The organism is Streptomyces sp. NPDC029164, assembly GCF_055563995.1.
Genome location: NZ_JBVHWW010000018.1, coordinates 39,166 through 62,866, shown reverse-complemented (window position 1 = coordinate 62,866; position 23,701 = coordinate 39,166). Strand labels below are relative to the sequence as shown.

Sequence of the window (23,701 nt, the reverse complement as noted above, 5' to 3'; positions counted from 1 at the left end):
GCTGGTTCACCACAGCCTATGTGCTGGGGCAAGAGCCTCACCCGCGCGCGACCGGCACACCCACCGCGGGGCCAGGAACATCCGAATTGATACGAATATTCGACCCCGCTTCCGCATGACAGGTGACATTTGGCAGGCTGTCCCCGCAGCACGGGGGCGTGCGCGACAGCGGTCACCACCGCCGCCACGGGAGGGAAAGCGCGACCATGCACCACACGGCAACACGCACAGAACCGGGCGACACCACCCCGGAGGCACCGGGCACGCCGGCAGCCGCGGGCCCGGCCGGCGAGGCGGCCGGCCCCGCCGGCGACCCCCGCCTGCGCTGGAGCAGCACCGACGGCCGCCCCGTCGCACCCGCCCTGCGCTTCCGCCGCGACGGCATCCTCCCCACCGTGGCCGCCGCCCTCTCCGTACGCGGCGAAACCCTCACCGGCACCGCCGGCAAGGCCGACCAGCCCCCCGTGCTCCACCCGCTCGTCCAGGACTTCCTCGACACCCTCACGAGCGGCCAGCGCGAACGTTTCACCGGCCGATGTCCCGAGGCGATACTGCTCTCCCGCCACCTCGCCGCCGTCGAGGCGGCCCGCTCCCGGCGCGCCTCCCGCAAACCGCTCTCCGCGAGCGAGGCCCGCCGCTCCCTCAAGCACTCCAAGATCACCGCGCGCCGCATCCGCGAGGACGGCGACCCCCTCCACGGCAGCTACGCACCGCCCTGCCGCTCCTGCGACGCCCTCCTCGCCCACTTCGGCGTACGCCCCGTCGACCTCACCCCAGCCGAGTAGCCATGACCCCCACCTCCGCCTCCTACGACCGCTCCTCGGCCACCCGCTTCCCGGTCGCCGTGGACTCCGCCCTGCGCACGGCCGGCTGGGAGCCCGGCCGCTGGGACATCAAGCAGGCCGAGTACTGGGCCGACGCGCTCCGGGACCACACCACACCGGCCGGACACCGGCACACCGTCTTCCCCGCCGCCGTCGAGGCCTGGGCCGAGTTCGGCGGCCTCACCATCACCGCGCCCGGGCCCGGCCGCCAGATCGCCCCGACCCCGGTCCGGCTCGACCCGCTCACGGGCCTCCACCTCGCCCGCACCTTCGCCGACCTCGGCCGGGCCCTGTCCACCCAGCTCTGCCCCCTCGGCGTCGAGGCCGACGGCGGCTCCCACCTCGCCCTCGACCGCGAAGGCCGCGTCTACGGCATCGACCACACCGGCGACTGGTACCTCGGCTCCACCCTCGACGAAGCCCTCACCCTCCTCCTGACCGGCCTCCAACCCACCCGCCTCACCACAGCCTGACCCGTCCCCCCACCCGGGCTCCGCCCGAACCCGCGGCTCAAACGCCGGAGGGGCTGGAGCAGTGCGGCGAGGCGGAATGGCGTGGCGCAGGCTGGAGTAATGCAGCGGGGTTCGACCGTGCGGCTCAAAGACCGGGCTCCGCCCCGCACCCCGCGCCTCAAACGCCGGCGGGGCTGAATTTGTGCGGCGAGGCTGGATGGTGCGGCAAGGTCGCAGGTTCTGGGGTAGCAGCCGGGCCGGTTGGGTCGGGGTCGGGTGTGTGTCGGGGTGTCCCCGCAGGGCGCCGAACACAACAAGGCCGATCTCTCCGACCCCCCGGCACGTTCGGCGCCCGAGGAGACACCCCGGCGCGCGCCCGGCCCCGGCCCAACCGGCCCCCACCCCGTCCCGGCCCGAGCGGCGCAGCCAACCGGCAGCCAACCGGCCCGCCCCCCTTACAACCGGCCCACTGCCCTGCCGACCCGCCGGAGGCAACCGGCCCGGCCCCGTTACAGCCGACCCCACCCCCCTGCCGCGCAGCCGGAGGCAACCGGCCGCAGGACCTCCGCCCGGCAGGCCGGCGGCGTACCCCAAGCGTCCCGCAGCGGGCGGGCCTTGCGCAGCCACAGGGACAGGTCCAGCTCCTCCGTGTAGCCGACCGCGCCGTGCAGCTGGAGCGCCGTCATCGCGGCCCGCTGGCAGGCTTCGCCCGCCGACAGCTTCGCCGCCGCCACGTCCGGTGCGGCCGGCGACAGGGCCGCCGCCCACACCAGCGGGCGGGCGAACTCCAGGGCGAGCAGGGTGTCCGCCAGGCGGTGCTTCACCGCCTGGAAGGACCCGATCGGGGCCCCGAACTGCGTGCGCTGCTTCGCGTACTCCACCGTCCTGGCCAGCAGCGCCTCGCCCACCCCCAGGCACTGGGCCGCCGTCAGCAGGCGCGCCCAGCGCAGGGCCGTCTCCGCCGCGGCCGCCACCGCGGGGCCCGCGGCCAGCAGTTCGCCGTCCGGGGCCGGCCGGAACAGCCGCCGGGCCGGGTCCGTCGACGCCAGCGGCTCCCCGCGCCCGCCCGCCAGCCGCAGCTCGCCCGCCGGTGACACGGTGAAGCAGTGCGTCGCCGCGTCCGCGTCCAGGGCGTACGGGCCGCCGCCGGGGAGGGTCAGCGTGGCCGAGGACTCGCCGGCGACCAGGCCCGGGACGAACCGTTTCGCCAACCCCTCGTCACCCAGCTCCGCCAGGAGGACCGACGCGGCCGCGCTCTCCACCAGCGGCCCCGGCACCCCCGCCCGGCCCAGCTCCACGAAGCCGAGGGACAGCTCCAGCGGGAGCAGTCCGAGGCCCTCGTACGGCTCCGGCGCGGCCAGCGCGAACAGGCCCGTCCCCGCGAGCCGGGACCGCAGCGCCCGCCCCGGCCCGTGCTCGCCGTCCGCCCAGGCCCGCACCGTCGCCGGGACCTCCGCCGCGCCCAGCAGGGAGCGCAGCGTACGGGCGAAGTCCGACTGCTCGTCGGTCGGCAGGAAGCGCATCAGCGGCGGCCCTTCGGAAGGCCGAGCAGCCGCTCGGCGATGATGTCGCGCTGGATCTCGTTCGTCCCCGCGTAGATCGGCCCGGCCAGGGAGAAGATCCACGGTTCGGCCCACTCGCCCTCCGCGAGCTCCGCGTCCGCGCCCAGCAGGTCCAGCGCCGTCTCGTGCAGGGCGATGTCGTACTCCGACCAGAACACCTTGTTCAGACTGGACGCGGCGCCGACGGCGTCGCCCGCCGCGAACCGGGCGGCGTTGGCCCAGGTGAACAGTTCGTACGCGCGCGCCCCGACCACCGCGTCCGCCACCCGGTCCCGCAGCGCGGTGTCGGAGGGGTCGCCCTGCGCGCGCCACAGCCCGGTCAGCCGGTCCGCCGCCGCCAGGAAGCGGCCGGGGGAGCGCAGGGTCAGCCCCCGCTCGTTGCCTGTCGTCGACATGGCGATCCGCCAGCCCTGCCCCGGCTCCCCGATCACGTCCTCGTCCGGTACGAAGACCCCGTCCAGGAAGAGCTCCGCGAAGGCCGGCTTGCCGTCGAGGCGGCCGATGGGCCGCACCGTCACCCCCGGCGCCCGCAGGCCGAACATCAGGTACGTCAGCCCCTGGTGCGGTTTCGGGGTGTCCGGGTCGGTGCGGAAGATCCCGAAGGCGCGGTCCGCGAAGGCCGCCCGCGAGGACCAGGTCTTCTGGCCGGACAGCAGCCAGCCGCCCTCCGTCCGCACCGCCCGCGACTTCAGCGAGGCCAGGTCGGAGCCCGACTCCGGCTCCGACCAGGCCTGCGCCCAGATCACCTCGCCGCTCGCCATCGACGGCAGCACCCGGGCCCGCTGCTCCGCCGTCGCGTGGTCGAAGAGGGTCGGCGCGAGGAGGTTGATGCCGTTCTGCGAGACCCGGCCGGGGGCGCCCGCAGCCCAGTACTCCTCCTCGAAGACCAGCCACTTCACGAGGTCGACGCCCCGGCCTCCGTACTCCTCGGGCCAGGACACCACCGACCAGCGGTCCGCGTGCAGCAGCGCCTCCCAGTCCCGGTGGGCCGCGAACCCCTCCCGCGTCTCCAGGGAGGGCAGCGGCCGCGCCGGCACGTGCTCGGCCAGCCAGGCGCGCGCCTCGGCCCGGAAGGCCTCCGTGTCCGCCGTGTGCACCAGCTCCATCAGCCGTTCGCCTCCTTCAGGGCGGCACTCTTCAGCGCGGCGCTCTTCATGGCGGCGCTCTTCATGGCGGACACGTTCATGCCGCCGAGCGGGTCCGCGGCCGTCTCCGCGTTGTGGGCGTGCGCCAGGTGGTGCAGGCCGAACACCGAGTCCATGCCGGTGTGCAGCCCCTGGAGGTCCTCGGCCTGGTTGGCGTCGTGGCCCGCGGAGAAGCGCTCCCCGGCCCCCGCCAGGACGACCACCCGCACCTCGGGATCGTCGGCGGCGCGGTAGAAGGCGTCGTCCAGGGCGTACGTCATGGCGCTGTTCTGCGCGTTGCGGTAGCGGGGGCGGTTCATGGTCACGTACGCGACCGGGCCGCGCCGCTCGTACAGCACCACCGGGGCTTCGGGCATGCGGGGATCCTTCCCTAACAAGTGTTTGGTAGGTTAACGTACGGCCATGAGCGGCGTCGAGGAGTTCCGCACCGAGGTTCGGGACCCGTACGAGTTCCACGACGGGCAGCGGCTCTTCCTCTTCTCCCGCGCCGACACGATCTACGCGGCTCGGAGCAGATCCAGCGCACCCTCATCGCCGAGCGGATCCTCGGCCTTCCCAAGGAGGTACGGGCGTGAACACCCCCGGCTATGTCCCCGGGCACGGACTGCTGAAGGACCGCACCGCCGTCATCACCGCGGCCGCCGGGGCCGGGATCGGCGGGGCCACCGCCCGCCGCTTCCTGGAAGAGGGCGCCCGCATCGTCATCGGCGACGCCCACGCCCGCCGCCTCAAGGAGACCGAGGAGGCGCTCGCCGCCGGGTTCGGGGCGGACCGGGTCGCCTCCCTGCCCTGCGACGTCACCGACGAGGACCAGGTCGCGGCCCTCTTCGCGCTCGCCGAACAGACCCACGGCCGCCTCGACGTCGTCGTCAACAACGCCGGACTCGGCGGCACCGCCGCCCTCGTCGACATGACCGACGAACAATGGGGCAAGGTCCTCGACGTGACCCTGAACGGCACCTTCCGCTGCACCCGCGCCGCACTGCGCTCGCTCCGGGCGTCCGGCGGCGGCGGGGTCATCGTCAACAACGCCTCCGTCGTCGGCTGGCGCGCCCAGACCGGCCAGGCCCACTACGCCGCCGCCAAGGCCGGGGTGATGGCGCTGACCCGCTGCGCGGCCCTGGAGGCCGCGGAGTTCGGCGTACGGATCAACGCGGTCGCTCCGAGCCTGGCCATGCACCCGCACCTGGTGAAGGTGACCAGTGCGGAGCTGCTGGCCGAACTCACCGCCCGCGAGGCCTTCGGCCGGTACGCCGAACCCTGGGAGGTCGCCAACGTCATCGTCTTCCTGGCCAGCGGCTATTCCTCGTACATGACGGGCGAGACCGTGTCGGTCAGCAGCCAGCACGCCTAGCGGATGCCCTGGCCGAGAATGGACGCGTGCCAACGAACCAGCCGAACCAGCCGACACCCAAGAAGCAGCCGCAGGTGACGGCCTCGCCCGAGCGGCGCCGCGAACTCCTCGACACCGCCGCCGAGGTCTTCGCCGCACAGGGCTACAACGCCACCACCGTCCGCAAGATCGCCGACGCCGCCGGCATGCTCGCCGGCAGCCTCTACTACCACTTCGATTCCAAGGAATCGATGCTCGACGAGATCCTCTCCGCCTTCCTCACCGAACTGTGGGAGGGGTACGACACCGTCCTCGCCGCCGGTCTCGGCCCCAGGGAGACCATCGAGGCCCTCGTCACCGAGTCCTTCCGGGAGATCGACCGGCACCGCGCCGCCGTCGCGATCTACCAGAAGGAGTCCCGCACCCTCTCCGCACAGCCCCGCTTCCACTACCTGTCCGACTCGCAGCAGAAGTTCGAGAAGGCCTGGCTGGGGACGCTGGAGCGGGGGGTCGCCGCCAAGGTCTTCCGCGCCGACCTCGACATCCGCCTCACCTACCGCTTCGTGCGCGACACGGTGTGGGTGGCGGCGTCCTGGTACCGGCCGGGCGGACAGCACAGCCCCGAGGAGATCGCCCGCCAGTACCTGTCGATGGTGCTGGACGGGATCGCCCTCCGCCCCACGTGACAGATCCGATCCGAGGAGTCCCGATGCCCGAGGCCTACATAGTCGACGCGGTACGCACCCCCGTGGGGCGGCGCAAGGGCGGACTGTCCGCCGTCCACCCGGCCGACCTGGGCGCGCACGTCCTGAAGGCGCTGGTCGAGCGGTCCGGGGTGGACCCGGCCGCCGTGGAGGACGTGGTGTTCGGCTGCCTCGACACGGTGGGTCCGCAGGCCGGCGACATCGCGCGGACCGCCTGGCTGGCCGCGGGCCTCCCCGAGGAGGTGCCCGGGGTCACCGTCGACCGCCAGTGCGGGTCCTCGCAGCAGGCCGTGCACTTCGCGGCGCAGGGGGTGCTCTCCGGGACCCAGGACCTGGTGGTCGCGGGCGGCACCCAGAACATGTCGATGATCCCGATCGCCTTCGCCTCGCGGCAGGCGGCGGAGCCCCTGGGCCTCACGGAGGGCCCGTACGCGGGATCGGCGGGCTGGCGGGCCCGGTACGGCGACGCCCCGGTCAACCAGTTCCACGGAGCCCAGCTCATCGCGCAGAAGTGGGGGATCACCCGGCAGGACATGGAGGAGTTCGCCCTGCGCTCCCACCAGCGGGCGATCCGGGCCATCGACGAGGGGCGTTTCGCCCGCGAGACGGTGGCGTACGGGGACGTGAGCGTGGACGAGGGCCCGCGCCGGGACACGACGCTGGAGAAGATGGCGACCCTCAAGCCGGTGGTCGAGGGCGGCACCATCACCGCCGCGGTCTCCTCCCAGGTCTCGGACGGCGCGGCGGCCATGCTGATCGCCTCCGAGCGGGCCGTACGGGAACACGGGCTGCGGCCCCGCGCCCGCATCCACCACCTCTCGGTCCGCGGCGAGGATCCGATCCGCATGCTGTCCGCACCGATCCCGGCGACGGCGTACGCGCTGAAGAAGACCGGCATGTCGCCGGCCGACATCGACCTGGTGGAGATCAACGAGGCCTTCGCCCCGGTGGTGCTGGCCTGGCTCAAGGAGACCGGAGCCGACCCGGAGCGGGTCAACGTCAACGGCGGCGCGATCGCCCTGGGCCACCCCCTGGGGGCGACGGGGGTGAAGCTGATGACCACGCTCCTGCACGAGCTGGAGCGCACCGGGGGCCGCTACGGCCTCCAGACGATGTGCGAGGGCGGCGGCCAGGCCAACGTGACGATCATCGAGCGGCTCTGACCCCGGCCCCGGCGGGCCCCGACACCCCCGGCGGAACCGGGGCCCCGCCGGGACTTTTCACACGGACGACGCAGGTCACGCGGTCGCGGTCACACCGACGCACGGAGGTGTGCTAGCTTAGAGCTCGTTGCAGTTGTGGTACCCATGAACTTTATGTGCGCCTGACGGGAATGATCCTCAGGCGCTTTTATTGTTTTGCCGGACTCTCCGGATGGGGCCCTTTGCCGCCTATTCAGGAGATTTAAAATGGCACTTGGCACCGTGAAGTGGTTCAACTCGGAAAAGGGCTTCGGCTTCATCGAGCAGGACGGTGGCGGCCCGGACGTCTTCGCCCACTACTCGAACATCGCCACCCAGGGCTTCCGTGAGCTCCAGGAGGGCCAGCGCGTGTCCTTCGACGTCACCCAGGGCCAGAAGGGCCCCCAGGCGGAGAACATCATCCCCGCCTAATTCCTTCAGCATGCCGGGGTCCGCACCGTGAGGTGCGGACCCCGGCTTGTCTGCTGTTTCGACCTTGTTGTACCTGCCGGTTTCAGGAGGGCATTTCCGCATGACCAGCTCCAGCTCCGCACGACCCAGCCGCCGCCCCACCCGGGGCCGAGGCGCGGCCCAGGGACGTCCGAAGGCTGGTGCGGGACGGCAGAAGTCCGCCCCCGTTGCCAGGCCGCAGGAATTCACCATGCCCGAACCGCTGACCCCGGCCCTCCCGCCGGTGGCCGCGTTCGAGGACATGGACATGCCCGAGGCGCTGCTGAAGACCCTCGCCGCCCAGGGCGTCACCGAGCCGTTCCCGATCCAGGCCGCGACGCTGCCGAACTCGCTCGCCGGCCGTGACCTGCTCGGCCGCGGCCGCACCGGCTCCGGCAAGACGCTGGCCTTCGGCCTGGCGCTGCTGGCCCGTATCGCCGGACACCGCGCGCAGCCGAAGCAGCCGCTCGCGCTGGTCCTCGTACCGACCCGTGAGCTCGCGCAGCAGGTCACCGACGCCCTGGCCCCGTACGCCACGGCCGTCAACCTGCGCATCGCGACCGTCGTCGGCGGCATGTCGATCAACCGGCAGTCCGGCGCCCTGCGCCGCGGCGCCGAGGTGCTCGTCGCCACCCCCGGCCGTCTGAAGGACCTCATCGACCGCGGTGACGCCGACCTCTCGCAGGTGGGCATCACCGTCCTCGACGAGGCCGACCAGATGACCGACATGGGCTTCATGCCGCAGGTCACCGCGCTGCTCAAGCAGGTGCGGGCCGAGGGCCAGACCATGCTCTTCTCGGCGACGCTCGACAAGAACATCGACAAGCTCGTCAAGATGTTCCTGCACGACCCGGTCGCCTTCTCCGTCGACCCGTCCGCCGGCGCGGTCAGCACGATGGAACACCACGTCCTGTACGTCATGGACGAGACCGACAAGAAGGCCGTGGCGACGCGTATAGCCGCTCGCGACGGCCGGGTGATCATGTTCGTGGACACCAAGCGCGGGGTCGACCGCATGGTCAAGAAGCTCCTCGCGGACGGCGTCCGCGCCTCCGGCCTGCACGGCGGCCGCTCCCAGCCGCAGCGCAACCGCACCCTGGACTGGTTCAAGACGGGCGAGGTCACCGCGCTGGTGGCGACGAACGTCGCCGCGCGCGGCATCCACATCGACGACCTCGACCTCGTCGTCAACGTGGACCCGCCCACCGACCACAAGGACTACCTGCACCGCGGCGGCCGTACCGCCCGCGCCGGCGAGTCCGGCAGCGTGGTCACCCTGGTGCTGCCCGACCAGAAGCGGGACATGACCCGTCTGATGTCGGACGCCGGGATCTCCCCGCGCACCGCGCAGATCAAGTCCTCCGACGAGGAGCTGTCCCGGCTGACCGGCGCCAAGGAGCCCTCGGGCGTCCCGGTGGTGCTGGACGTGCCGCAGCCGACCGCGCCGAAGCCGCGCGGCGGCTCCGGATCCGGTTCGGGCTCCGGCTCGCGCCGCCGTTCGGGCGGGCCGCGCACCGGCTCCGCCACGGGCGGCGCCCAGCCGGCCGGCGGCCGTGGCCGCCGTTCCGGTGGCGGTACTTCCGGGCAGGCCCCGGCGGCGGCCGGATCGGGCCAGGCCCGCCGCGGCGGCCAGGGTGGCGGCGCGGCCGCCGGCTCCGGCGAGCGCGGCCGGCGCACCGGCGGCGGCGCGCCCTCCGGCGGTGCGGCCGCGGCTTCGGCGCGCAGCCGTGTCGGATCGGGTGGGCAGGGCCGCCGCCGCGCGGTCTGACCGTACGCAGTGACCACGACGCCGGGCAGTGCTTCTCGCACTGCCCGGCGTCGTGCTGTCCGCTAGCGGACCATCTTGTTCTGGAGCCTCGCCAGCGTCCACAGGTCCAGGCCGAGGCCCTCGGTCAGGTAGCCGTAGAAGCTGCCGTAGTCGGTCTCCATCCGAGCCGTCGCCGCGTCCAGGTAGTCCTGGCGGACCTCCTGGAGCGGGATCAGCAGGTCGGGGTTCTGCATGCGCCCCGACTGCTTGAGGCCCGCCCGCAGCCGGGCGTCGTAGGCGGCGCGGAAGGTGTTCGACGCCAGGTAGTCGCCCTCGGCGGTGTCCTCGGGCACGGCCAGCGCGCGCAGCAGGACGTAACTCATCCAGCCGGTCCGGTCCTTGCCGGACGTGCAGTGGTAGAGGACCGGACCCTGACCGCCGTCCGCGATCTCCCGGAGGGTCGCCGCGAACTGCGCCCGGTTCTCGGGGCTGGTCACGAACGTCCGGTAGATGTCGCGCATGTAGGCCTCGGCGCGGCCGCCGCCGAGCATCTGCTCCTGGGTGACGGGGTCGCCACTGGCGATCGCGCCGACGAGGGTTCCGTAGAGGCCCAGGTCGCTGACCGGGCGCGAGGTGGCGGTGAGCCCGGACGGCAGCCGGTCGGCGCCGTCGTACTGGAGCTCCATGGGGATGCGGAAATCGACGACCTTCGTGAGGCCGAGACCGGAGACGGTGGTGACGTCCGCGTCGGTCAGCTTGCTCAGTGCGTCGGAGCGGTAGACGAGCCCCTGGCGGACCTTGCCGCCGGTCCAGGTGCGGTAGCCGCCGAGGTCACGGACGTTGACGGCGCCCTGGAGGGGGATCTGGCGAATCGTTTCCGCTTGCGGTTGGGCCTGGTGGTGCCGGGCGCTGACCCCGGCTCCGGGCGCCGCCGCCGCATACGCGGAGGCGGGCAGGGTCCCGATGGCGAGAGCGGCGGCGGCCGCCGCGGTCGCCAGGCGGATTCGGGCACGGCTCATGGAGGCGACTCCTGTGACGGAGAAGGGGGATCACCCTGGTGGTGGCAGGGTGCGGAGCGAGTGCAGTGCTTCGAGTGCCTGTTGTGCCTCGGCCATGACGCGGGAGACGAGCTCCGCGCAGGACGGGAGATCGTCGATCACCCCCGCGACCTGGCCCGATGCCATGACGCCGAGGTCCGTACGGCCCTCGACCATGGACGCCTTGAGGAGCATGGGGGTGTTCGCGGCGAGCAGGACCTGGCTCCAGGACAGGTCCTTGCCGTGTTTCATCGCGAGGCCGTCGCGGACCATCTGCGGCCAGCTCAGCCCCGACAGCTTCCGGAAGCCCGCCGCGTGCCGGACCGCCCGGGCCAGTGCCCGGGTGCGGCCCGCCCGCTCCAGCGAGTCGACCAGCGCGGTGCGCAGCATCCGGTGCGGCAGCCCGTCCACGGCGGTGGTGACGGTGACGTCCTTGACCGTGGCCCTCAGGTACTCGGCCTTCACGGCGTCCGGGACGGTGGAGTCCGAGGTCAGCAGGAAACGGGTGCCCATGGCGATGCCCGCGGCCCCGTACGACAGGGCCGCGACCAGTCCGCGGCCGTCGCTGAAGCCGCCCGCCGCGACCACCGGGATGTCCACGGCGTCCACCACCTGGGGCAGCAGCACGGTCGTGGCCACCTCCCCGGTGTGCCCGCCGCCCTCGCCGCCCTGGACGATCACCGCGTCGGCGCCCCAGGCCGCGACCTTCTCGGCGTGCCGCCGGGCCCCGATGGACGGGATGACGACCACGCCCGCCTCCTTGAGCCGCCCGATCAGCTCCTCGGAGGGCGCGAGCGCGAAGGAGGCGACCCGCACCCCCTCGTCGATGATCAGCCGGGCGCGCTCGGCCGCGTCCCCGGCGTCCGCGCGCAGGTTGACCCCGAAGGGAGTTCCCTCCGGAACGCGGGACTTGACCTCGCGGACCGCCGACCGCAGCTGGTCCATGGTCATCGTCGCCGAGGCCAGGATCCCGAGCGCCCCCGCGTTCGCCGCGCCCGACACCAGGCGGGGGCCGGCGACCCAGCCCATGCCGGTCTGCACGATCGGGTGCTCGACGCCGACCAGCTTGGTGAAAGCCGTCTCCATCGGATCAGCCCCGCACTTCGCGCTCGCGCAGCCCCTTGGGGTCGATCACCTCGCGGATCAGCCGCAGCTCGTCGGGCGCCGGCTCCCGCGTGTACGGGACCTCCTCGGCGGCGGCCAGCTCGAACCCGGTGGCCGCCCTGACCTCCTCGACGGTGACCCCGGGGTGCACGGAGACCAGCCGCATCGCGTGGCCGGGGCCGCCGAAGTCGAAGACGCCGAGATCGCTGACCACCCGGGGGAGGCGGTGGAAGCGGGTCACCCCGGCCGCCTCGGCGCGGTCGTAGCCGACCCCGCTGACCATGTCCACCCGCTCGACGAAGACCCGGGTGGAGTGCTTGGGGACCCAGTAACTCACCGGATTGTTCAAGGTGTTGACGGGAGCCCCGCGCACTCCGAGGAGCTGGCGGGCCGGGCGCTCCCAGTCACCGATGCAGGAGATGTTCTGGTTGCCGAAGCGGTCGATCTGGCTGGCGCCCATCATCACGTGCCGCCTGCCGCCGGTGACCATCGTCAGGTGGCGCCGGTACGGGAGCCAGCCCTCGGCCGTGCCGTCGAGCCCGACGAGCAGGGCCTCGCCGTCGGTCAGGAGCAGGTCGGGGGAGAAGGTCCGCTTCGCGAGCCGGGCCCCGAAGGAGGGGATCAGGCCCATCGGGCTGGCGAGGACCTCGCCGTTGTCGCGCCAGGCCTCGGCGCAGGCGATCACGCAGTACTCGGCGCGGGTGACGGTCGCGGTGGTCGGCGTGGTGGTCACGGCTGCTGCTCCTCGTGCCAGGTCCGTACGGCGGACTGGTAGTCGTGCTCGCCCGCACCGGAGAGGAAGCGCTCGGCGAACTCGGGCCAGGGGGTGGCCGCGTAGAGCTTCTGGAAGGGCTCGTCGCGGCCGTAGTCGGGAACGCAGGAGGTGAAGTGCGCGCCGTTCGGGGTCTCCACGACCCCGGTGACGGAGTGGCGGCTGACGAGCAGCGACTGCGGGGGGCCTGCCTTGGCGAGCTCGGCGGTCTCGACGAGCTGTTCGCAGGAGACGTAGGCGGCGTCGGCGGCCTCGCAGAACAGGTCGTCGAAGTACGGGTCCGGGCCCAGGTACTGGGCGTTGCCGAGGCGGTCGGCCCGGTTCAGGTGGACCAGGGCGGCGTCCATGCGCAGGGCGGGGACGGCGACGAGCTCCTCGCCGTCGGCGTAGGGGGAGGTGACCGTGCGCAGCTCGGGGTTGACCCGCATCACGTCGGAGCCGAGGCCGGCGCGGACGGGGAGGAAGGGGAGCCGGTTGGCGGCGGCGTGCAGGCCCCACATGAACATGGCCTCGTCGAGCTCGGTGAGGGTGAAGGCGGCGCGCTCGCGGGCGGCCCGGAAGTGGGGCTCCAGCGGGATGGAGTCGAGGGTGGCGAAGGGGGCGACGAGCCGGCGGATGCGGCCGGCGGCGGCGAGCAGCCCGACGTCGGGGCCGCCGTACGAGATCACGGTGAGATCGGTGATCTCGGAACGGAGCAGTGCCCGCACCAGGGCCATGGGTTTGCGCCGGGATCCCCAGCCGCCGATGCCGACGGTCATCCCGCTGCGCAGCTGTCCGACCACCTCCTCGGGGGTCATCGACTTGTCGGTCATGAGCGCTCTCCCTTCCCGAAGGTGTCGCGGACCCGGTCGGCCACCCCGCTGAGGTTGGCCTCGAAGGTGAAGCCCTGCTCGAAGCGGTAGCTGCGGCGGACGTCCACGGGGTCGATGCCGTTGATGGCCGCCTTGGCCAGCCGGATCAGGTAGCCGTCCTTCCGGGCGATCTCGGCGGCCAGTTCCAGGGCGGCGGCGCGCAGTTCGCCCGGCGGGACCACCTTCCAGACCGAGCCGTGGGCGTGCAGTTCGGCGGCGGTGGCGGTGCGCGAGGTGTAGTACAGGGCCCGCATCAGGTGCTGCGGGACCAGGCGGGCCAGGTGGGTGGCGGCGCCGAGCGCGCCCCGGTCCAGCTCCGGCAGGCCGAAGGTGGCGTCGTCGGAGGCGACGATCGCGTCGGCGTTGCCGACGAGTCCGATGCCGCCGCCCAGGCAGAAGCCGTTCACGGCCGCGACGACCGGCACCTCGCACTCGTAGACGGCGGCGAAGGCCTCGTAACAGCCCCGGTTGGCGCCGATGAGGGCGGCGTGACCGCGGTCGCGCTGCATCTCCTTGATGTCGACCCCCGCGTTGAACCCGCGGCCCCCGGCGGCGAGGACGACGCACCGGACCTCGGGGTCGCGGCCGGCGGCGCGCAGGGCGTCGGCGAGGTCGTACCAGCCCTGCACGGGCAGCGCGTTGACGGGCGGGAAGTCGACTGTGACGCGTGCGATGCCCTTGTCCGGGCCGGAGGTGGAGACACCCATGAGTGGATCAGCTACCTTTCCACCAAACATTTGTTAGGCGAGGAAGGTAGCAGCCCATGGAGCTCGACGGGAGGGTTGTCGTCGTCACCGGAGGAACCCGGGGCGTCGGAGCCGGGATCGCCCGGTCGTTCCTCGCGGCCGGCGCGGAGGTCGTCGTCTGTGCCCGGCGGCCGCCGGAGCAACCGGTCGCGGCGGGTGGCCGGAAGGCCTCCTTCACCGCGGTCGACCTGCGCGATCCCGCCGCCGTGCAGGACTTCTTCGGCGCGGTCGCGGGCCGGTACGGGCGCCTCGACTGCCTGGTCAACAACGCCGGCGGCACCCCGTACCGGCTGCTGGGGGAGGGCGAGGCGGAACGCCACGCGCGGGTCGTCGAGCTGAACCTCATGGCGCCGATGACGGCCTCGCTGGCGGCGTACCCGTGGCTGCGCGAGGCCCGCGGCTCGGTGGTGATGATCGGCAGCGTCAGCGGCACCCGGCCCTCACCGGGGACGGCGGCGTACGGGGCGGCCAAGGCCGGCCTGGAGAACCTGGCCCGCTCCATGGCCGTGGAATGGGCGCCCGAGGTACGGGTGAACTCGCTGGTCCCGGGCATGGTGCGGACCGAGCTGACGCACCTGCACTACGGGGACGAGGCCGGGGTCGCGGCCGTGGCCGCGACCGTCCCGCTCGGGCGGCTGGCGCAGCCCTCGGACGTGGGGGAGGCGGCGGTGTTCCTGGCCTCCGGCCGGGCGGCGTACGTGAGCGGGGCGAGCCTGCTGGTGCACGGGGGCGGGGAGCGCCCGGCGTTTCTGGATGCGGCAACTGTGAACAAGGGGAGCTGAGATGACGGGACTGTGCGAGGGCCGGGTCGTGGTCGTGACGGGCGCGGGGCGGGGACTGGGCCGGGCCCATGCGCTGGCCTTCGCCGCCGAGGGGGCGCGGGTCGTCGTCAACGACCTGGGCGTGGGCCTGGACGGACTGCCCGGGCCGGACGGTCCGGCGGCACGGGTGGCCGCCGAGATCGAGGCACTCGGCGGGGAGGCGGTGGCGCACGGAGGGGACATCGCGACCTCCGGGGGCGCGGCCTCGCTCGTGGAGACGGCCCTCGGTGCGTTCGGGCGTCTGGACACCCTGGTCAACAACGCCGGGTTCCTGCGGGACCGGATGCTGGTCAACCTGGACGAGGACGACTGGGACGCGGTCATGCGGGTCCACCTGAAGGGGCACTTCCTGCCGCTGCGGGCGGCGGCCGCGTGGTGGCGGGCGGAGGCGAAGGCCGGCCGGCAGGTCGCGGCCCGGGTGGTCAACACCTCCTCGGGGGCCGGGCTGCTGGGCTCGGTCGGCCAGGGCAACTACAGCGCGGCCAAGGCCGGGATCCTCGGCCTCACCATGGTCGCGGCGGCGGAGATGGGCCGGTACGGGGTCCAGGTCAACGCGATCGCCCCGGCGGCCCGGACCCGGATGACGGAGCAGACCTTCGCGCAGACCATGGCCGCCCCGGAGGGGGGCGGCTTCGACGCGATGGCGCCGGAGAACGTGTCCCCGCTGGTGGTGTGGCTGGGCTCCGAGGCCTCGGCCGGGGTCACGGGCCGGGTCTTCGAGGCGGAGGGCGGCCGGATCACGGTCATGGAGGGCTGGCGGCCAGGCCCCACGGCCGACCGGGACTCCCGCTGGACCCCCGCCGAGGCGGGCGAGACCACGCTGAAACTCCTCGCCGCGGCGCAGGCTCCGCTGCCGGTGTACGGCGCGCGGTAACGGGGCCGGTCCGGCCCCGGCGGATAGGGTTCCTGGTCCGGGACAAGAGCCGAAGGGACACGATCCGACGATGGCCGTCACGCCGACCCCGCAGAAGATCACCACGTTTCTGATGTTCGAGGGGCGAGCCGAGGAAGCCATGGGCTTCTACCTCTCGCTCTTCGACGACGCGCAGGTGCTCTCCATCAGCCGTTACGGCCCCGACGAGACCGGACCCGGGGCCGGGCCCGAGGGAACGGTGCGGCACGCGACCTTCTCCCTGGCCGGCCAGCAGTTCATGTGCATCGACAGCCCCGCCCAGCACGCGTTCGGCTTCACGCCCGCGGTGTCGCTGTACGTCCAGTGCGAGGACGAGGCCGAGATCGACCGCCTCTACGGCGCGCTCGCCGAGCAGGGCCAGGAGCTGATGCCCCTGGGCTCGTACGGATTCAGCCACCGGTTCGGCTGGGTGAACGACCGCTTCGGCGTCTCCTGGCAGCTGAACGTCGCGGCCCCGCCCAGCGCGGGCGGGTGACGGGGCGGGCTCAGGCCCCCTTCTCGCTCGGCGCGGACGTCTTCAAGGCCGTTCCGGAGCCGACCGCGCCCCCGGCCGGCGCCGAGGCCCGGGCCACCGCCGAGGCGGAACTCGACGGGACCCGGCACACCGTGCCCTGGCCCGACGGGACCCGGCTGCTCGACGCGCTGCCCGCCGTGGGCCTGCCGGCCCCGTACTCCTGCCGGGCCGAGGGCCACGTCCTGGCCTGCCAGGCCCTCCCGCTCGGCCTGCCGTGCGGATCACGTACGGGTGAAGGGGGGTGTCGGGCAGGACGCGCGGCCGCTAGCTTCTGCGGGGAAAGCGCTTGCTGCGCACGGCAATCGGTTCGGGAAGCGGGGCTGGGCCCATGTCCGACACCATCACGCTCGCCGTCGTCGGGGCGGGGGACCGGGGGAGCGGCCACGCCGGATGGGCCCTGGCCCATCCGGACCGGGCCCGGGTCGTCGCGGTCGCCGAACCGCGCGCGCCCCGGCGGGAGCGGCTCGCCGCCGCCCACGGGATCGACGCCCACCACGTGCTCGGCGACTGGCGGGAGCTGGCCGCCCTCGGCCGGATCGCGGACGCGGTGCTCGTCTGCACCCTGGACCGCGACCACCTGGAGCCGGTCCTCGCGTTCGCCGCGCTCGGCTACCACATCATGCTGGAGAAGCCGATGGCCCTCACGGAGGACGAGTGCCGGCGCATCGTCGACGCCGTCGAGCGGGCCGGCGTCATCCTCTCCGTCGGGCACGTGCTGCGCTACACGCCCTACACGCGGACCCTCAAGGACGTCGTCGACTCCGGCCGGATCGGCGCCATCGTGAGCGTCCAGCACCTGGAGCCGGTGGGCTTCTGGCACCAGGCCCACTCGTTCGTACGGGGCAACTGGCGGCGCGCCGACGAGGCGACGACCATGCTGATGGCCAAGTCCTGCCACGACCTGGACTGGCTCCAGTACGTGCTGGGGCGCCCGCCCGTCCGGGTCTCCAGCTTCGGCCGCCTCTCGCACTTCCGGCCCGAGAACCGGCCGCCGGGTGCGGCGGACCGCTGCCTGGACTGCGCGGTCGAGCCGGACTGCCCGTACTCCGCGGCACGCGAGTACGGCGACCGGCTGGCCGACGGCCGCCACCGCTGGCCGCTGAGCGTGCTGATCGACGAGTTCACCCCGCGGGCCCTGGAGACCGCGCTGCGGGAGGGGCCCTACGGGCGGTGCGTGTACGCGTGCGACAACGACGTCGTCGACCACCAGGTGGTGGCGATGGAGTTCGACTCGGGGGCGACGGCCACCTTCACCATGACCGCCTTCACCGAGCCGGCGGACCGCCACACCCGGATCTTCGGAACCCGCGGCGAACTGCGGGGCGACGGCCGCACCCTCACGGTCTACGACTTCCTGACCCGCACCGAGGAGCAGGTCGCCATCGACCCGGGCGGGACGATGGACGCCGCGGGCGGCCACGGCGGCGGCGACGCCGGCCTCATGGACGCCTTCGTCGCCGCCATCGCCACCGGAGACCCGGGCCTGGTCAGGTCCGGCCCGCGGGAGTCGCTCACCAGCCACCTGACGGTCCTGGCCGCCGAACGGGCCCGCTGCTCCGGCACGGTGGAACCGGTGACGATCGCGCTCTAGGGGCCCAAACGAAGCGGGCCCGGCCCCCTGGCGAGGGGTCGGGACCGGGTCTTCGTTTCGTGCGGTGGGATATGACTACCCGCTACATCCACTCGCTGAACCGCAGCCGGCCCATCATGTTGTCCCTCGCCTGTTCCGAGACCGCCGGCTCAGGTCCCGCGGCCGTGCGGCGGCCGCCCGCCCGGCCCGCCCGGCGCGTACAGCTCGCGCCACACCGATCGCGCGCAGGCCGCCACCGCCGGTGCCGGCCGGGCCAGTTCACGCTCGCCCCGGCAGCGGGACACCGAGACCGCCGCGACCGCGCGGCCCGCGCCCCGCAGCGGCGCCGCCCCGGAAGCTCTCCTCCCGGTCGCAGGCCACCCCGCGCTCACGGGTGGCGGCCGCGACCTACCCGGGCCCGGGCGCCACGATCGGCCCGGCGATGGCCTTCGGCTGGGCGGCGGTCAACGCCATCGCCGCGGCGCTCGAACCCTCGGGCGGGAAACCCTCGGGTCAGGACAGCTTGCCGTTGTAGTCCGGCAGCTTGACGGTGCGTTCGGCGTGACCGCCGACGAGGTCGGTCGGGCTGTTGCCGATGTTGGCGATGATCGTGTAGCCGCGGGCCTCGATCTCCGCGCGCTTGCCCGTCTTGTAGGCGCTCACCTCGTCGAACAGGTCGGGCAGGTCACGGACGTAGAGCCCCGAGACCGGGTAGCCGACGGCCTTGAGGTTGCGCTCGGTGAGGGAGTGGATGATCCCCGGGCGGGCGGTGACGAAGAAGACGGCGACCCCGTGGGCGTTCGCGTACCGGGTCAGGTCGCGGACCTTGGCGATCGCCGGGGTCGGGAAGGTCCAGAACCAGTGGAAGTCCGTCTCCAGCGAGGTGTTGTCGATGTCGAGGACGAGGGCCGGCTTCTCGCCGGCGGGCGAGGCGGCGATGCGCTGCTCGATGCCGGGGCGGGCCGCGTCGACGGCGGCGGCCACGTCCCGCTGCCAGGTGGCGTAGTCGATGCCGAGGATCGCCGCGTTGCCACCGGGAGCGGAGGCGGACACGGAGACGGACGCGGGCGCCGGCGCCGGCGCGGCGGCGGGGGTCGCCTCGGCGGCGGCGGCCGGGACCAGCGTCATGACGGTGGCTGCTGCGGCCACGCCGGCGGCGGCGGTACGGGACATACGGGTGCGGCGGGTGCTGCGCATGTGGGGGCGCTCCTCGGTCACGAATTGACGTGTACGCGACCAGACTTGGCGAGATCCGCCCCCATGTCTACTGGCCGGTAAGAAACTTTTCGTGGCCGACCGGTGAATGAAGATCGTCCGGATGTCCCCTGGTGCTAGGTCTCGCAGTCGAGGACGGTGCGGCACAGGCCGCACCGGGCCCGGAGCCGCCCGCGCACCGGCAGCCGCAGCCGCTGCCCGCAGACCGGGCAGGGGAAGCTCACCCGCGGCCCGGGTCCGGAGTCATCGCGCTCGAAGCGGTACCCCGGTCCGTCCGCGGGTCCCTGCGCCGGGGCCATTCCGGTGCGCCGCGCCTTCGCGTACCGCCGCCGCGCCAGCGGGCCCGCGGCCGCCAGCGGAGGCCGCCGGTGGTCCCGCTCGGCCTGCGTGCGCCCGCGCACGTACGCCTCGTACGCCTGCGGGCTGGTGAACCAGGTGGACGGGTCCTCGCCGAACACGGCGGCCCGCTTGGCGAGGACGTAGCCGAACTCCTCCGGGGTGAGGTAGCCGAACTTCTGGTGGGTGAGCGCGTCCTCGCGGTAGGCGTCGAGCAGCAGCCAGCCCGCCCCGAGGTAGACGGCGGCGGTGTCGGTGAGGATCTCGTTCTCCTCGGCGCCGGGGAAGCGCAGGCCGAGCCGGTGCAGCAGGACGTGGGTGACCTCGTGGGACAGGGCCGCCGCCAGGTCCCGGCGGTGGATGCGGAAGCGGTCGCTGACCTCGACGAAGTACTCGGGGCCCGCGGCCAGTTCCACGGTGGCCGCCTGCTCCATCGGCCGGAAGGCGACCACCATGCGCGCGTCGGGCAGCCGGAGGGCGCGCACCATCGCCGAGGCCACCCGCTGCGCGCCCAGGTGCAGGTCGTCGGCGGCGTCGAAGGCGGCGTCGGCGGGCGCGACGCTCGCGGCGTAGGCGCCGATGCCGTCGGCCGACAGGCGCCGGAAGAGCGCGGTGATCGAGGCCCGCACCGTCGTCAGATGCGGAAATCCGTGCTTGATCGGACCTCCCGGCCCGCCGTTCTGCGTCATCGCGTCCCCTTCGCCGCAATCCCTGCCGTTCGAACGGATGATTGGCCGAAAATGCGTTCTTGATGGCGCCCATATCTCTGATGTGTCATGGACCCGTCATTCACCCGATGACACGCACGGCCCAACCCCCCACGAAAGGCAGTGTGTTGACTGTGACCACCCTTGTGCAGTTCATGAAGCGCAGCCTCGCCGTCGGAGCCGTCGCCCTCGCGGCCGTCAGCCTCCAGCCCGGCTCCGCCTCGGCCGGCACGGCCCCCGTCGTCGGCGGCACCCGCGCCGCGCAGGGCGAGTTCCCCTTCATGGTGCGCCTCTCCATGGGCTGCGGCGGCGCCCTCTACACCCAGCAGATCGTCCTCACCGCCGCCCACTGCGTGAACGGCTCCGGCAACAACACCTCCATCACCGCCACCGCCGGAGTCGTCGACCTCAACAGCTCCAGCGCCATCAAGGTCAAGTCCACCAAGGTCCTGCGCGCCCCCGGCTACAACGGCAGCGGCAAGGACTGGGCCCTGATCAAGCTCGCCAAGCCCATCAACCTGCCCACCCTCAAGATCGCCGAGACCAAGCAGTACGACAACGGCACCTTCACCGTCGCCGGCTGGGGCGCCACCCGCGAGGGCGGCGGCCAGCAGCGCTACCTCATGAAAGCCAACGTCCCCTTCGTCTCCGACGCCAGCTGCCAGGCCTCGTACGGCAGCTCCCTGATCCCCGGCGAGGAGATCTGCGCCGGCTTCGACCAGGGCGGCGTCGACACCTGTCAGGGCGACTCCGGCGGCCCGATGTTCCGCCGCGACAACACCAACGCCTGGATCCAGGTCGGCATAGTCAGCTGGGGCGAAGGCTGCGCCCGCCCCGACTACCCGGGCGTCTACACCGAGGTCTCCACCTTCGCCGCCGCGATCAAGAGCGCCGCGGCGAGCATGTAGCACCCCCTCGTCCTTTCGGCCGGGCGCGCACGGAGCGATCCGGCCGGAAGGACGAGGCGCCCCGCCCCGCCCGTCCGCAAGGTCGGTCGGAGCACCGCACGAGCCCCCCGGCGGTCCGCCGTGCGGTTGCGGGCCGGCGCCCGCACCGGCCCCATGGGGAGCAACCGGAGGCGGCAGCGGCGGACGAGAGCGGGGCAGGTGGCGCATGGCGATCAGAGGGGTCATCGCGGACGACCAGGACATGGCCAGAACCGGATTCCGGATGATCCTCGGAAGCCGGCCGGACATCGAGGTCGTCGCCGGGCACCGCCCCGACGTCCTCCTCCTCGACATCCGCATGCCGAAGACGGACGGCCTGGAAGTAATCCGGCGCCTGTCCGGCAGCGACACCCCGCACCTCGTCATCGTCACCACCTTCGACCTCGACGAGTACGCTCCACGGCGGAGCATCCGGCTTCCTCCTGAAGGACGCCGGCCCGGCCATGCTGGTTGAAGCGGTCCGCGCGGCGGCCGTCGGCGACTCCCTCGTCCCGCCCGCCAACACGGCGTGACGCCGCACCCGAGCAGCCCACCGCCCCCTCGGCCGAGGCCCGCCCAGCGCGCGCTCCGGGCGGGGCTTCTGGCGCCGGTGTGCTCGCTTCAGCGGCGCAAAGGCCTGCGTGCGGGCCCGCCAGCACCTTGGGCGCGTGAGGCGCGGAGCCCCTGGCACCCCGCCGGGCTCCGCCCGAACCCGCGCCTCAAACGCCGGCGAGGCTGGATGGTGTGGCGGCAAGGCCGAACGGTGCGGCTCAAAGATCGGGGCTCCGCCCCGGACCCCGCGCCTCAAACGCCGGCGAGGCTGAATTTGTGCGGCGAAGCTGGAAGGAGTAGCGGAGGCTGGAGTGGTGCGGCGGGGTTGGACGGTGCGGCCCAAGGATCGGGGCTCCGCCCCGGACCCCGCGCCTCAAACGCCGGCGGGGCTGAATTGGGTGCGGCGAGGCTGGATGGTGTGGCGGAGGCTGGAGTGGTGCGGCGGGGTTGGACGGTGCGGCCCAAGGATCGGGGCTCCGCCCCGCACCCCGCGCCTCAAACGCCGGCGGGGCTGAATTTGTGCGGCGAGCTGGATGGTGCCGAGGGGTCGCAGGGGCTGGGGTAGCAGCCGGGCCGGTTGGGACGGGGTCGGGTGTGTGTCGGGGTGTCCCCGCAGGGCGCCGAACACAACAAGGCCGATCTCTCCGACCCCTCGTCACGTTCGGCGCCCGAGGAGACACCCCGGCGCGCGCCCGGCCCCGGCACAACCGGCCCCCTCGTACCCCCGGCCCGAGCGGCGCAGCCAACCGGAGCCCGGCCCCGGCACAACCGGCCCCCACCGCACCCCGGCCCGAGCGGCGCAGCCGACCGGCCCCGGCGCAGTCGGCCCGAGGTCGGCGCCCAGCGAACGGGCCTAGCCCAGTGCGATCGCACGCAGCGCGGCGAGGTGGCGCTGGTAGACGGTCCGGCCCTCGGGGGTCAGCGAGAGCCAGGTGCGCGGGCGGCGCCCGACGCGCCCCTTGCGGACCGAGACCCAGCCCGCCTCCTCCAGCGCCGCGACCTGCTTGGACAGCGCCGAGTCCGTGACCTCGACCAGGTCCCGTACGAATCCGAACTCGGCCTTGTCCAGCGGCTCCAGGGCCGCCACCACCGACAGCCGTACGGGCGCGTTGAGCAGCGGCGCGAGGTCGTGCCGCGGATGACCGGCCCGCTTCGCCCCGGCCGCCCCGGCCGCCCCGGCCGCCCCGGCCGCCCCGGCCACCCCGGCGGCCCCGCCCGCCCCGGCGCTCGTCTCCTCGCCCGTCATGCCGCACCCCGCATCTCGGACCACGCCCCCAGCGCGAGCGGCAGCGCGCACGCCAGCGCGGCCCCCGCCGCGAACGGCACGCTGCGGCCGACCACCGTGGTGCCGAGCACGACCATCAGGGCGAAGACCACCGCCCAGGACCCCACCAGCACCCCGTGCTTCACCCCGAACCCCCGACGCACCACCCGCTGCCGCGCCGCGTACAGGCTCAGCCCGCTCACGAGCAGCACGTTGATCACCCCCATCAGTGTCACCGCGACCGGCCCGCGCCCCAGTACGGCCAGCGGTACGAGCACCAGCTGCCCGGCGGCGAAGGCCCACAGGTAACGCGCGTACCAGCCGCTCCGCGCCCGGGCCGCCTTCTCCATCCCGGCCGCCCGGCCCAGTGCCCCGGCCGCCTCCACTGCCTCGCCCATGACTCCCCCTTGATCGAACATCAGTCAATTTCCAATATGGCGACTACTTTCCACTTTGGCAAGTAACAGGCAGGCCCGGGCGCACCCGCCGCCCACCCCCGTCTCACAGACCGACTGCCCGGAGACTCACCGGCCGCCGCCACGTATTCTCGGGAACCATGAACATCAGCGACCTCGACAACGGCGCGGGCCCGGGCGCGGGCACCGGCAAGGGCGCCGCCGGCGGCATCGACGAGAGCGTCACCGCCGAACTCGCCCGCCTGCGGGACAGCATCGACAACATCGACGCGGCCGTGGTCCACATGCTCGCCGAACGCTTCAAGTGCACCCAGCAGGTCGGCCACCTCAAGGCCCGGCACCAGCTGCCGCCCGCCGACCCGGGCCGCGAGGCCAGCCAGATCGCCCGGCTGCGCCAGCTCGCCGAGAACGCCAAGCTCGACCCCGCCTTCGCCGAGAAGCTCCTCAACTTCATCATCGCCGAGGTCATCCGCCACCACGAGACGATCGCCGCAGGCGAGGAGTAGCCGCCCGGAAGCAGCGGCCGCGCAGCGGAAGGCGGAACCGGAGGACGGAACCA

Annotated in this window: 25 protein-coding genes and 1 pseudogene; 14 read left to right on the top strand and 12 right to left on the bottom strand. The window is 73.3% G+C overall.

Annotation, left to right across the window (positions count from 1 at the left end):
• Positions 1 to 206: 206 nt before the first annotated feature.
• Positions 207 to 785 (top strand): YwqJ-related putative deaminase, encoded by a 579-nt coding sequence (locus tag ACZ4VT_RS18905; protein ID WP_467951007.1) that lies wholly within the window; start codon positions 207 to 209, stop codon positions 783 to 785.
• A gap of 2 nt (positions 786 to 787) precedes the next feature.
• Entirely contained in the window at positions 788 to 1,297 is a 510-nt protein-coding gene (locus ACZ4VT_RS18900) for an SUKH-3 domain-containing protein (protein ID WP_362803046.1), read from the top strand.
• Between the two features lie 488 nt (positions 1,298 to 1,785).
• On the opposite strand, the gene ACZ4VT_RS18895 is transcribed toward ACZ4VT_RS18900, so the two are convergent.
• Genes ACZ4VT_RS18895 through ACZ4VT_RS18885 form a run of 3 tightly spaced genes read right to left on the bottom strand, consistent with a single transcriptional unit; the run spans position 1,786 to position 4,339 of the window.
• Complete coding sequence (locus ACZ4VT_RS18895; RefSeq protein ID WP_467951004.1) at positions 1,786 to 2,799, bottom strand: acyl-CoA dehydrogenase family protein; 1,014 nt, start codon at positions 2,797 to 2,799, stop codon at positions 1,786 to 1,788.
• Positions 2,799 to 3,944: an acyl-CoA dehydrogenase family protein gene (locus ACZ4VT_RS18890; protein ID WP_467951002.1), complete on the bottom strand. Its 1,146-nt coding sequence runs from the start codon at positions 3,942 to 3,944 to the stop codon at positions 2,799 to 2,801. The genes ACZ4VT_RS18895 and ACZ4VT_RS18890 overlap by 1 nt, the downstream gene beginning before the upstream one ends.
• Positions 3,944 to 4,339, bottom strand: coding sequence for an enoyl-CoA hydratase-related protein (locus tag ACZ4VT_RS18885; protein WP_467951000.1), 396 nt, complete (start codon positions 4,337 to 4,339; stop codon positions 3,944 to 3,946). The genes ACZ4VT_RS18890 and ACZ4VT_RS18885 overlap by 1 nt, the downstream gene beginning before the upstream one ends.
• A gap of 215 nt (positions 4,340 to 4,554) precedes the next feature.
• Here ACZ4VT_RS18885 and ACZ4VT_RS18880 point away from each other — a divergent pair, with 215 nt between their 5' ends.
• From ACZ4VT_RS18880 to ACZ4VT_RS18860, 5 genes are all read left to right on the top strand, one after another.
• Positions 4,555 to 5,337, top strand: a complete 783-nt coding sequence (locus ACZ4VT_RS18880) for an SDR family oxidoreductase (protein ID WP_467950998.1) — start codon at positions 4,555 to 4,557, stop codon at positions 5,335 to 5,337.
• Between the two features lie 26 nt (positions 5,338 to 5,363).
• Entirely contained in the window at positions 5,364 to 6,002 is a 639-nt protein-coding gene (locus tag ACZ4VT_RS18875; protein WP_467950996.1) for a TetR/AcrR family transcriptional regulator, read from the top strand.
• Positions 6,003 to 6,025: 23 nt separating this feature from the next.
• A complete protein-coding gene (locus tag ACZ4VT_RS18870) occupies positions 6,026 to 7,183 on the top strand; it encodes an acetyl-CoA C-acetyltransferase (protein ID WP_351593765.1) in 1,158 nt (385 codons plus the stop codon).
• A gap of 246 nt (positions 7,184 to 7,429) precedes the next feature.
• Positions 7,430 to 7,633 carry a cold-shock protein gene (locus ACZ4VT_RS18865; protein ID WP_030010141.1) on the top strand — a complete coding sequence of 68 codons (204 nt, stop codon included), beginning with the start codon at positions 7,430 to 7,432 and terminating at the stop codon, positions 7,631 to 7,633.
• A 100-nt stretch (positions 7,634 to 7,733) separates the two neighbouring features.
• Entirely contained in the window at positions 7,734 to 9,419 is a 1,686-nt protein-coding gene (locus ACZ4VT_RS18860) for a DEAD/DEAH box helicase (RefSeq protein WP_467950993.1), read from the top strand.
• A gap of 62 nt (positions 9,420 to 9,481) precedes the next feature.
• Here ACZ4VT_RS18860 and ACZ4VT_RS18855 read toward each other — a convergent pair whose 3' ends face one another.
• Genes ACZ4VT_RS18855 through ACZ4VT_RS18835 form a run of 5 tightly spaced genes read right to left on the bottom strand, consistent with a single transcriptional unit; the run spans position 9,482 to position 13,869 of the window.
• The gene (locus ACZ4VT_RS18855; RefSeq protein WP_467950991.1) at positions 9,482 to 10,417 is read right to left on the bottom strand and encodes a tyrosine-protein phosphatase; all 936 of its coding nucleotides are present in this window, start codon (positions 10,415 to 10,417) and stop codon (positions 9,482 to 9,484) included.
• A gap of 30 nt (positions 10,418 to 10,447) precedes the next feature.
• Complete coding sequence (locus ACZ4VT_RS18850; protein ID WP_467950989.1) at positions 10,448 to 11,521, bottom strand: NAD(P)H-dependent flavin oxidoreductase; 1,074 nt, start codon at positions 11,519 to 11,521, stop codon at positions 10,448 to 10,450.
• 4 nt (positions 11,522 to 11,525) lie between these two features.
• The gene (locus tag ACZ4VT_RS18845) at positions 11,526 to 12,272 is read right to left on the bottom strand and encodes a CoA-transferase subunit beta (protein WP_467950987.1); all 747 of its coding nucleotides are present in this window, start codon (positions 12,270 to 12,272) and stop codon (positions 11,526 to 11,528) included.
• On the bottom strand, positions 12,269 to 13,123 hold the full coding sequence (locus ACZ4VT_RS18840) for a CoA transferase subunit A (RefSeq protein ID WP_467950985.1): 855 nt from the start codon (positions 13,121 to 13,123) through the stop codon (positions 12,269 to 12,271). Before ACZ4VT_RS18840 ends, ACZ4VT_RS18845 begins: the two co-directional genes overlap by 4 nt.
• On the bottom strand, positions 13,120 to 13,869 hold the full coding sequence (locus ACZ4VT_RS18835) for an enoyl-CoA hydratase family protein (protein ID WP_467950983.1): 750 nt from the start codon (positions 13,867 to 13,869) through the stop codon (positions 13,120 to 13,122). Before ACZ4VT_RS18835 ends, ACZ4VT_RS18840 begins: the two co-directional genes overlap by 4 nt.
• Positions 13,870 to 13,925: 56 nt before the next feature.
• On the opposite strand from ACZ4VT_RS18835, the gene ACZ4VT_RS18830 reads away from it, so the two are divergent.
• From ACZ4VT_RS18830 to ACZ4VT_RS18815, 4 genes are all read left to right on the top strand, one after another.
• Positions 13,926 to 14,690: an SDR family oxidoreductase gene (locus ACZ4VT_RS18830; protein ID WP_467950981.1), complete on the top strand. Its 765-nt coding sequence runs from the start codon at positions 13,926 to 13,928 to the stop codon at positions 14,688 to 14,690.
• Between the two features lies 1 nt (position 14,691).
• Positions 14,692 to 15,603, top strand: a complete 912-nt coding sequence (locus ACZ4VT_RS18825) for an SDR family oxidoreductase (RefSeq protein WP_467950979.1) — start codon at positions 14,692 to 14,694, stop codon at positions 15,601 to 15,603.
• A gap of 70 nt (positions 15,604 to 15,673) precedes the next feature.
• Entirely contained in the window at positions 15,674 to 16,117 is a 444-nt protein-coding gene (locus ACZ4VT_RS18820) for a VOC family protein (RefSeq protein ID WP_467950977.1), read from the top strand.
• A gap of 367 nt (positions 16,118 to 16,484) precedes the next feature.
• Positions 16,485 to 17,747, top strand: a complete 1,263-nt coding sequence (locus tag ACZ4VT_RS18815) for a Gfo/Idh/MocA family protein (RefSeq protein ID WP_467950976.1) — start codon at positions 16,485 to 16,487, stop codon at positions 17,745 to 17,747.
• 492 nt (positions 17,748 to 18,239) lie between these two features.
• Here the strand turns inward: ACZ4VT_RS18815 and ACZ4VT_RS18810 are convergent, their stop codons facing one another.
• Together ACZ4VT_RS18810 and ACZ4VT_RS18805 are read right to left on the bottom strand one after the other, a co-directional pair.
• A complete protein-coding gene (locus ACZ4VT_RS18810; protein WP_467950974.1) occupies positions 18,240 to 18,923 on the bottom strand; it encodes an HAD family acid phosphatase in 684 nt (227 codons plus the stop codon).
• A gap of 134 nt (positions 18,924 to 19,057) precedes the next feature.
• Positions 19,058 to 19,966, bottom strand: a complete 909-nt coding sequence (locus ACZ4VT_RS18805) for a hypothetical protein (RefSeq protein WP_467950973.1) — start codon at positions 19,964 to 19,966, stop codon at positions 19,058 to 19,060.
• Positions 19,967 to 20,139: 173 nt separating this feature from the next.
• On the opposite strand from ACZ4VT_RS18805, the gene ACZ4VT_RS18800 reads away from it, so the two are divergent.
• The gene (locus ACZ4VT_RS18800; protein WP_467951128.1) at positions 20,140 to 20,892 is read left to right on the top strand and encodes a S1 family peptidase; all 753 of its coding nucleotides are present in this window, start codon (positions 20,140 to 20,142) and stop codon (positions 20,890 to 20,892) included.
• 205 nt (positions 20,893 to 21,097) lie between these two features.
• Positions 21,098 to 21,437 (top strand): annotated as a pseudogene (locus ACZ4VT_RS18795) (response regulator); the annotation flags it as partial.
• 878 nt (positions 21,438 to 22,315) lie between these two features.
• On the opposite strand, the gene ACZ4VT_RS18790 reads toward ACZ4VT_RS18795, so the two are convergent.
• Both ACZ4VT_RS18790 and ACZ4VT_RS18785 read right to left on the bottom strand, forming a co-directional pair.
• On the bottom strand, positions 22,316 to 22,708 hold the full coding sequence (locus ACZ4VT_RS18790; protein WP_467950971.1) for a winged helix-turn-helix domain-containing protein: 393 nt from the start codon (positions 22,706 to 22,708) through the stop codon (positions 22,316 to 22,318).
• Positions 22,705 to 23,124 (bottom strand): hypothetical protein, encoded by a 420-nt coding sequence (locus tag ACZ4VT_RS18785; RefSeq protein WP_467950969.1) that lies wholly within the window; start codon positions 23,122 to 23,124, stop codon positions 22,705 to 22,707. Before ACZ4VT_RS18785 ends, ACZ4VT_RS18790 begins: the two co-directional genes overlap by 4 nt.
• A 158-nt stretch (positions 23,125 to 23,282) precedes the next feature.
• Here ACZ4VT_RS18785 and ACZ4VT_RS18780 point away from each other — a divergent pair, with 158 nt between their 5' ends.
• Positions 23,283 to 23,648, top strand: coding sequence for a chorismate mutase (locus ACZ4VT_RS18780; protein WP_234323432.1), 366 nt, complete (start codon positions 23,283 to 23,285; stop codon positions 23,646 to 23,648).
• Positions 23,649 to 23,701: the final 53 nt, after the last annotated feature.

Bases quoted from the DNA above. Each gene is read 5' to 3' on its own strand.
- ACZ4VT_RS18905 (WP_467951007.1), top strand. From the start codon at position 207: ATGCACCACACGGCAACACGCACAGAACCGGGCGACACCACCCCGGAG.
- ACZ4VT_RS18900 (WP_362803046.1), top strand. From the start codon at position 788: ATGACCCCCACCTCCGCCTCCTACGACCGCTCCTCGGCCACCCGCTTC.
- ACZ4VT_RS18895 (WP_467951004.1), bottom strand. From the start codon at position 2,799: ATGCGCTTCCTGCCGACCGACGAGCAGTCGGACTTCGCCCGTACGCTG.
- ACZ4VT_RS18890 (WP_467951002.1), bottom strand. From the start codon at position 3,944: ATGGAGCTGGTGCACACGGCGGACACGGAGGCCTTCCGGGCCGAGGCG.
- ACZ4VT_RS18885 (WP_467951000.1), bottom strand. From the start codon at position 4,339: ATGCCCGAAGCCCCGGTGGTGCTGTACGAGCGGCGCGGCCCGGTCGCG.
- ACZ4VT_RS18870 (WP_351593765.1), top strand. From the start codon at position 6,026: ATGCCCGAGGCCTACATAGTCGACGCGGTACGCACCCCCGTGGGGCGG.
- ACZ4VT_RS18865 (WP_030010141.1), top strand. From the start codon at position 7,430: ATGGCACTTGGCACCGTGAAGTGGTTCAACTCGGAAAAGGGCTTCGGC.
- ACZ4VT_RS18860 (WP_467950993.1), top strand. From the start codon at position 7,734: ATGACCAGCTCCAGCTCCGCACGACCCAGCCGCCGCCCCACCCGGGGC.
- ACZ4VT_RS18855 (WP_467950991.1), bottom strand. From the start codon at position 10,417: ATGAGCCGTGCCCGAATCCGCCTGGCGACCGCGGCGGCCGCCGCCGCT.
- ACZ4VT_RS18850 (WP_467950989.1), bottom strand. From the start codon at position 11,521: ATGGAGACGGCTTTCACCAAGCTGGTCGGCGTCGAGCACCCGATCGTG.
- ACZ4VT_RS18840 (WP_467950985.1), bottom strand. From the start codon at position 13,123: ATGACCGACAAGTCGATGACCCCCGAGGAGGTGGTCGGACAGCTGCGC.
- ACZ4VT_RS18835 (WP_467950983.1), bottom strand. From the start codon at position 13,869: ATGGGTGTCTCCACCTCCGGCCCGGACAAGGGCATCGCACGCGTCACA.
- ACZ4VT_RS18830 (WP_467950981.1), top strand. From the start codon at position 13,926: ATGGAGCTCGACGGGAGGGTTGTCGTCGTCACCGGAGGAACCCGGGGC.
- ACZ4VT_RS18825 (WP_467950979.1), top strand. From the start codon at position 14,692: ATGACGGGACTGTGCGAGGGCCGGGTCGTGGTCGTGACGGGCGCGGGG.
- ACZ4VT_RS18820 (WP_467950977.1), top strand. From the start codon at position 15,674: ATGGCCGTCACGCCGACCCCGCAGAAGATCACCACGTTTCTGATGTTC.
- ACZ4VT_RS18815 (WP_467950976.1), top strand. From the start codon at position 16,485: ATGTCCGACACCATCACGCTCGCCGTCGTCGGGGCGGGGGACCGGGGG.
- ACZ4VT_RS18810 (WP_467950974.1), bottom strand. From the start codon at position 18,923: ATGCGCAGCACCCGCCGCACCCGTATGTCCCGTACCGCCGCCGCCGGC.
- ACZ4VT_RS18805 (WP_467950973.1), bottom strand. From the start codon at position 19,966: ATGACGCAGAACGGCGGGCCGGGAGGTCCGATCAAGCACGGATTTCCG.
- ACZ4VT_RS18800 (WP_467951128.1), top strand. From the start codon at position 20,140: ATGAAGCGCAGCCTCGCCGTCGGAGCCGTCGCCCTCGCGGCCGTCAGC.
- ACZ4VT_RS18790 (WP_467950971.1), bottom strand. From the start codon at position 22,708: ATGACGGGCGAGGAGACGAGCGCCGGGGCGGGCGGGGCCGCCGGGGTG.
- ACZ4VT_RS18785 (WP_467950969.1), bottom strand. From the start codon at position 23,124: ATGGGCGAGGCAGTGGAGGCGGCCGGGGCACTGGGCCGGGCGGCCGGG.
- ACZ4VT_RS18780 (WP_234323432.1), top strand. From the start codon at position 23,283: ATGAACATCAGCGACCTCGACAACGGCGCGGGCCCGGGCGCGGGCACC.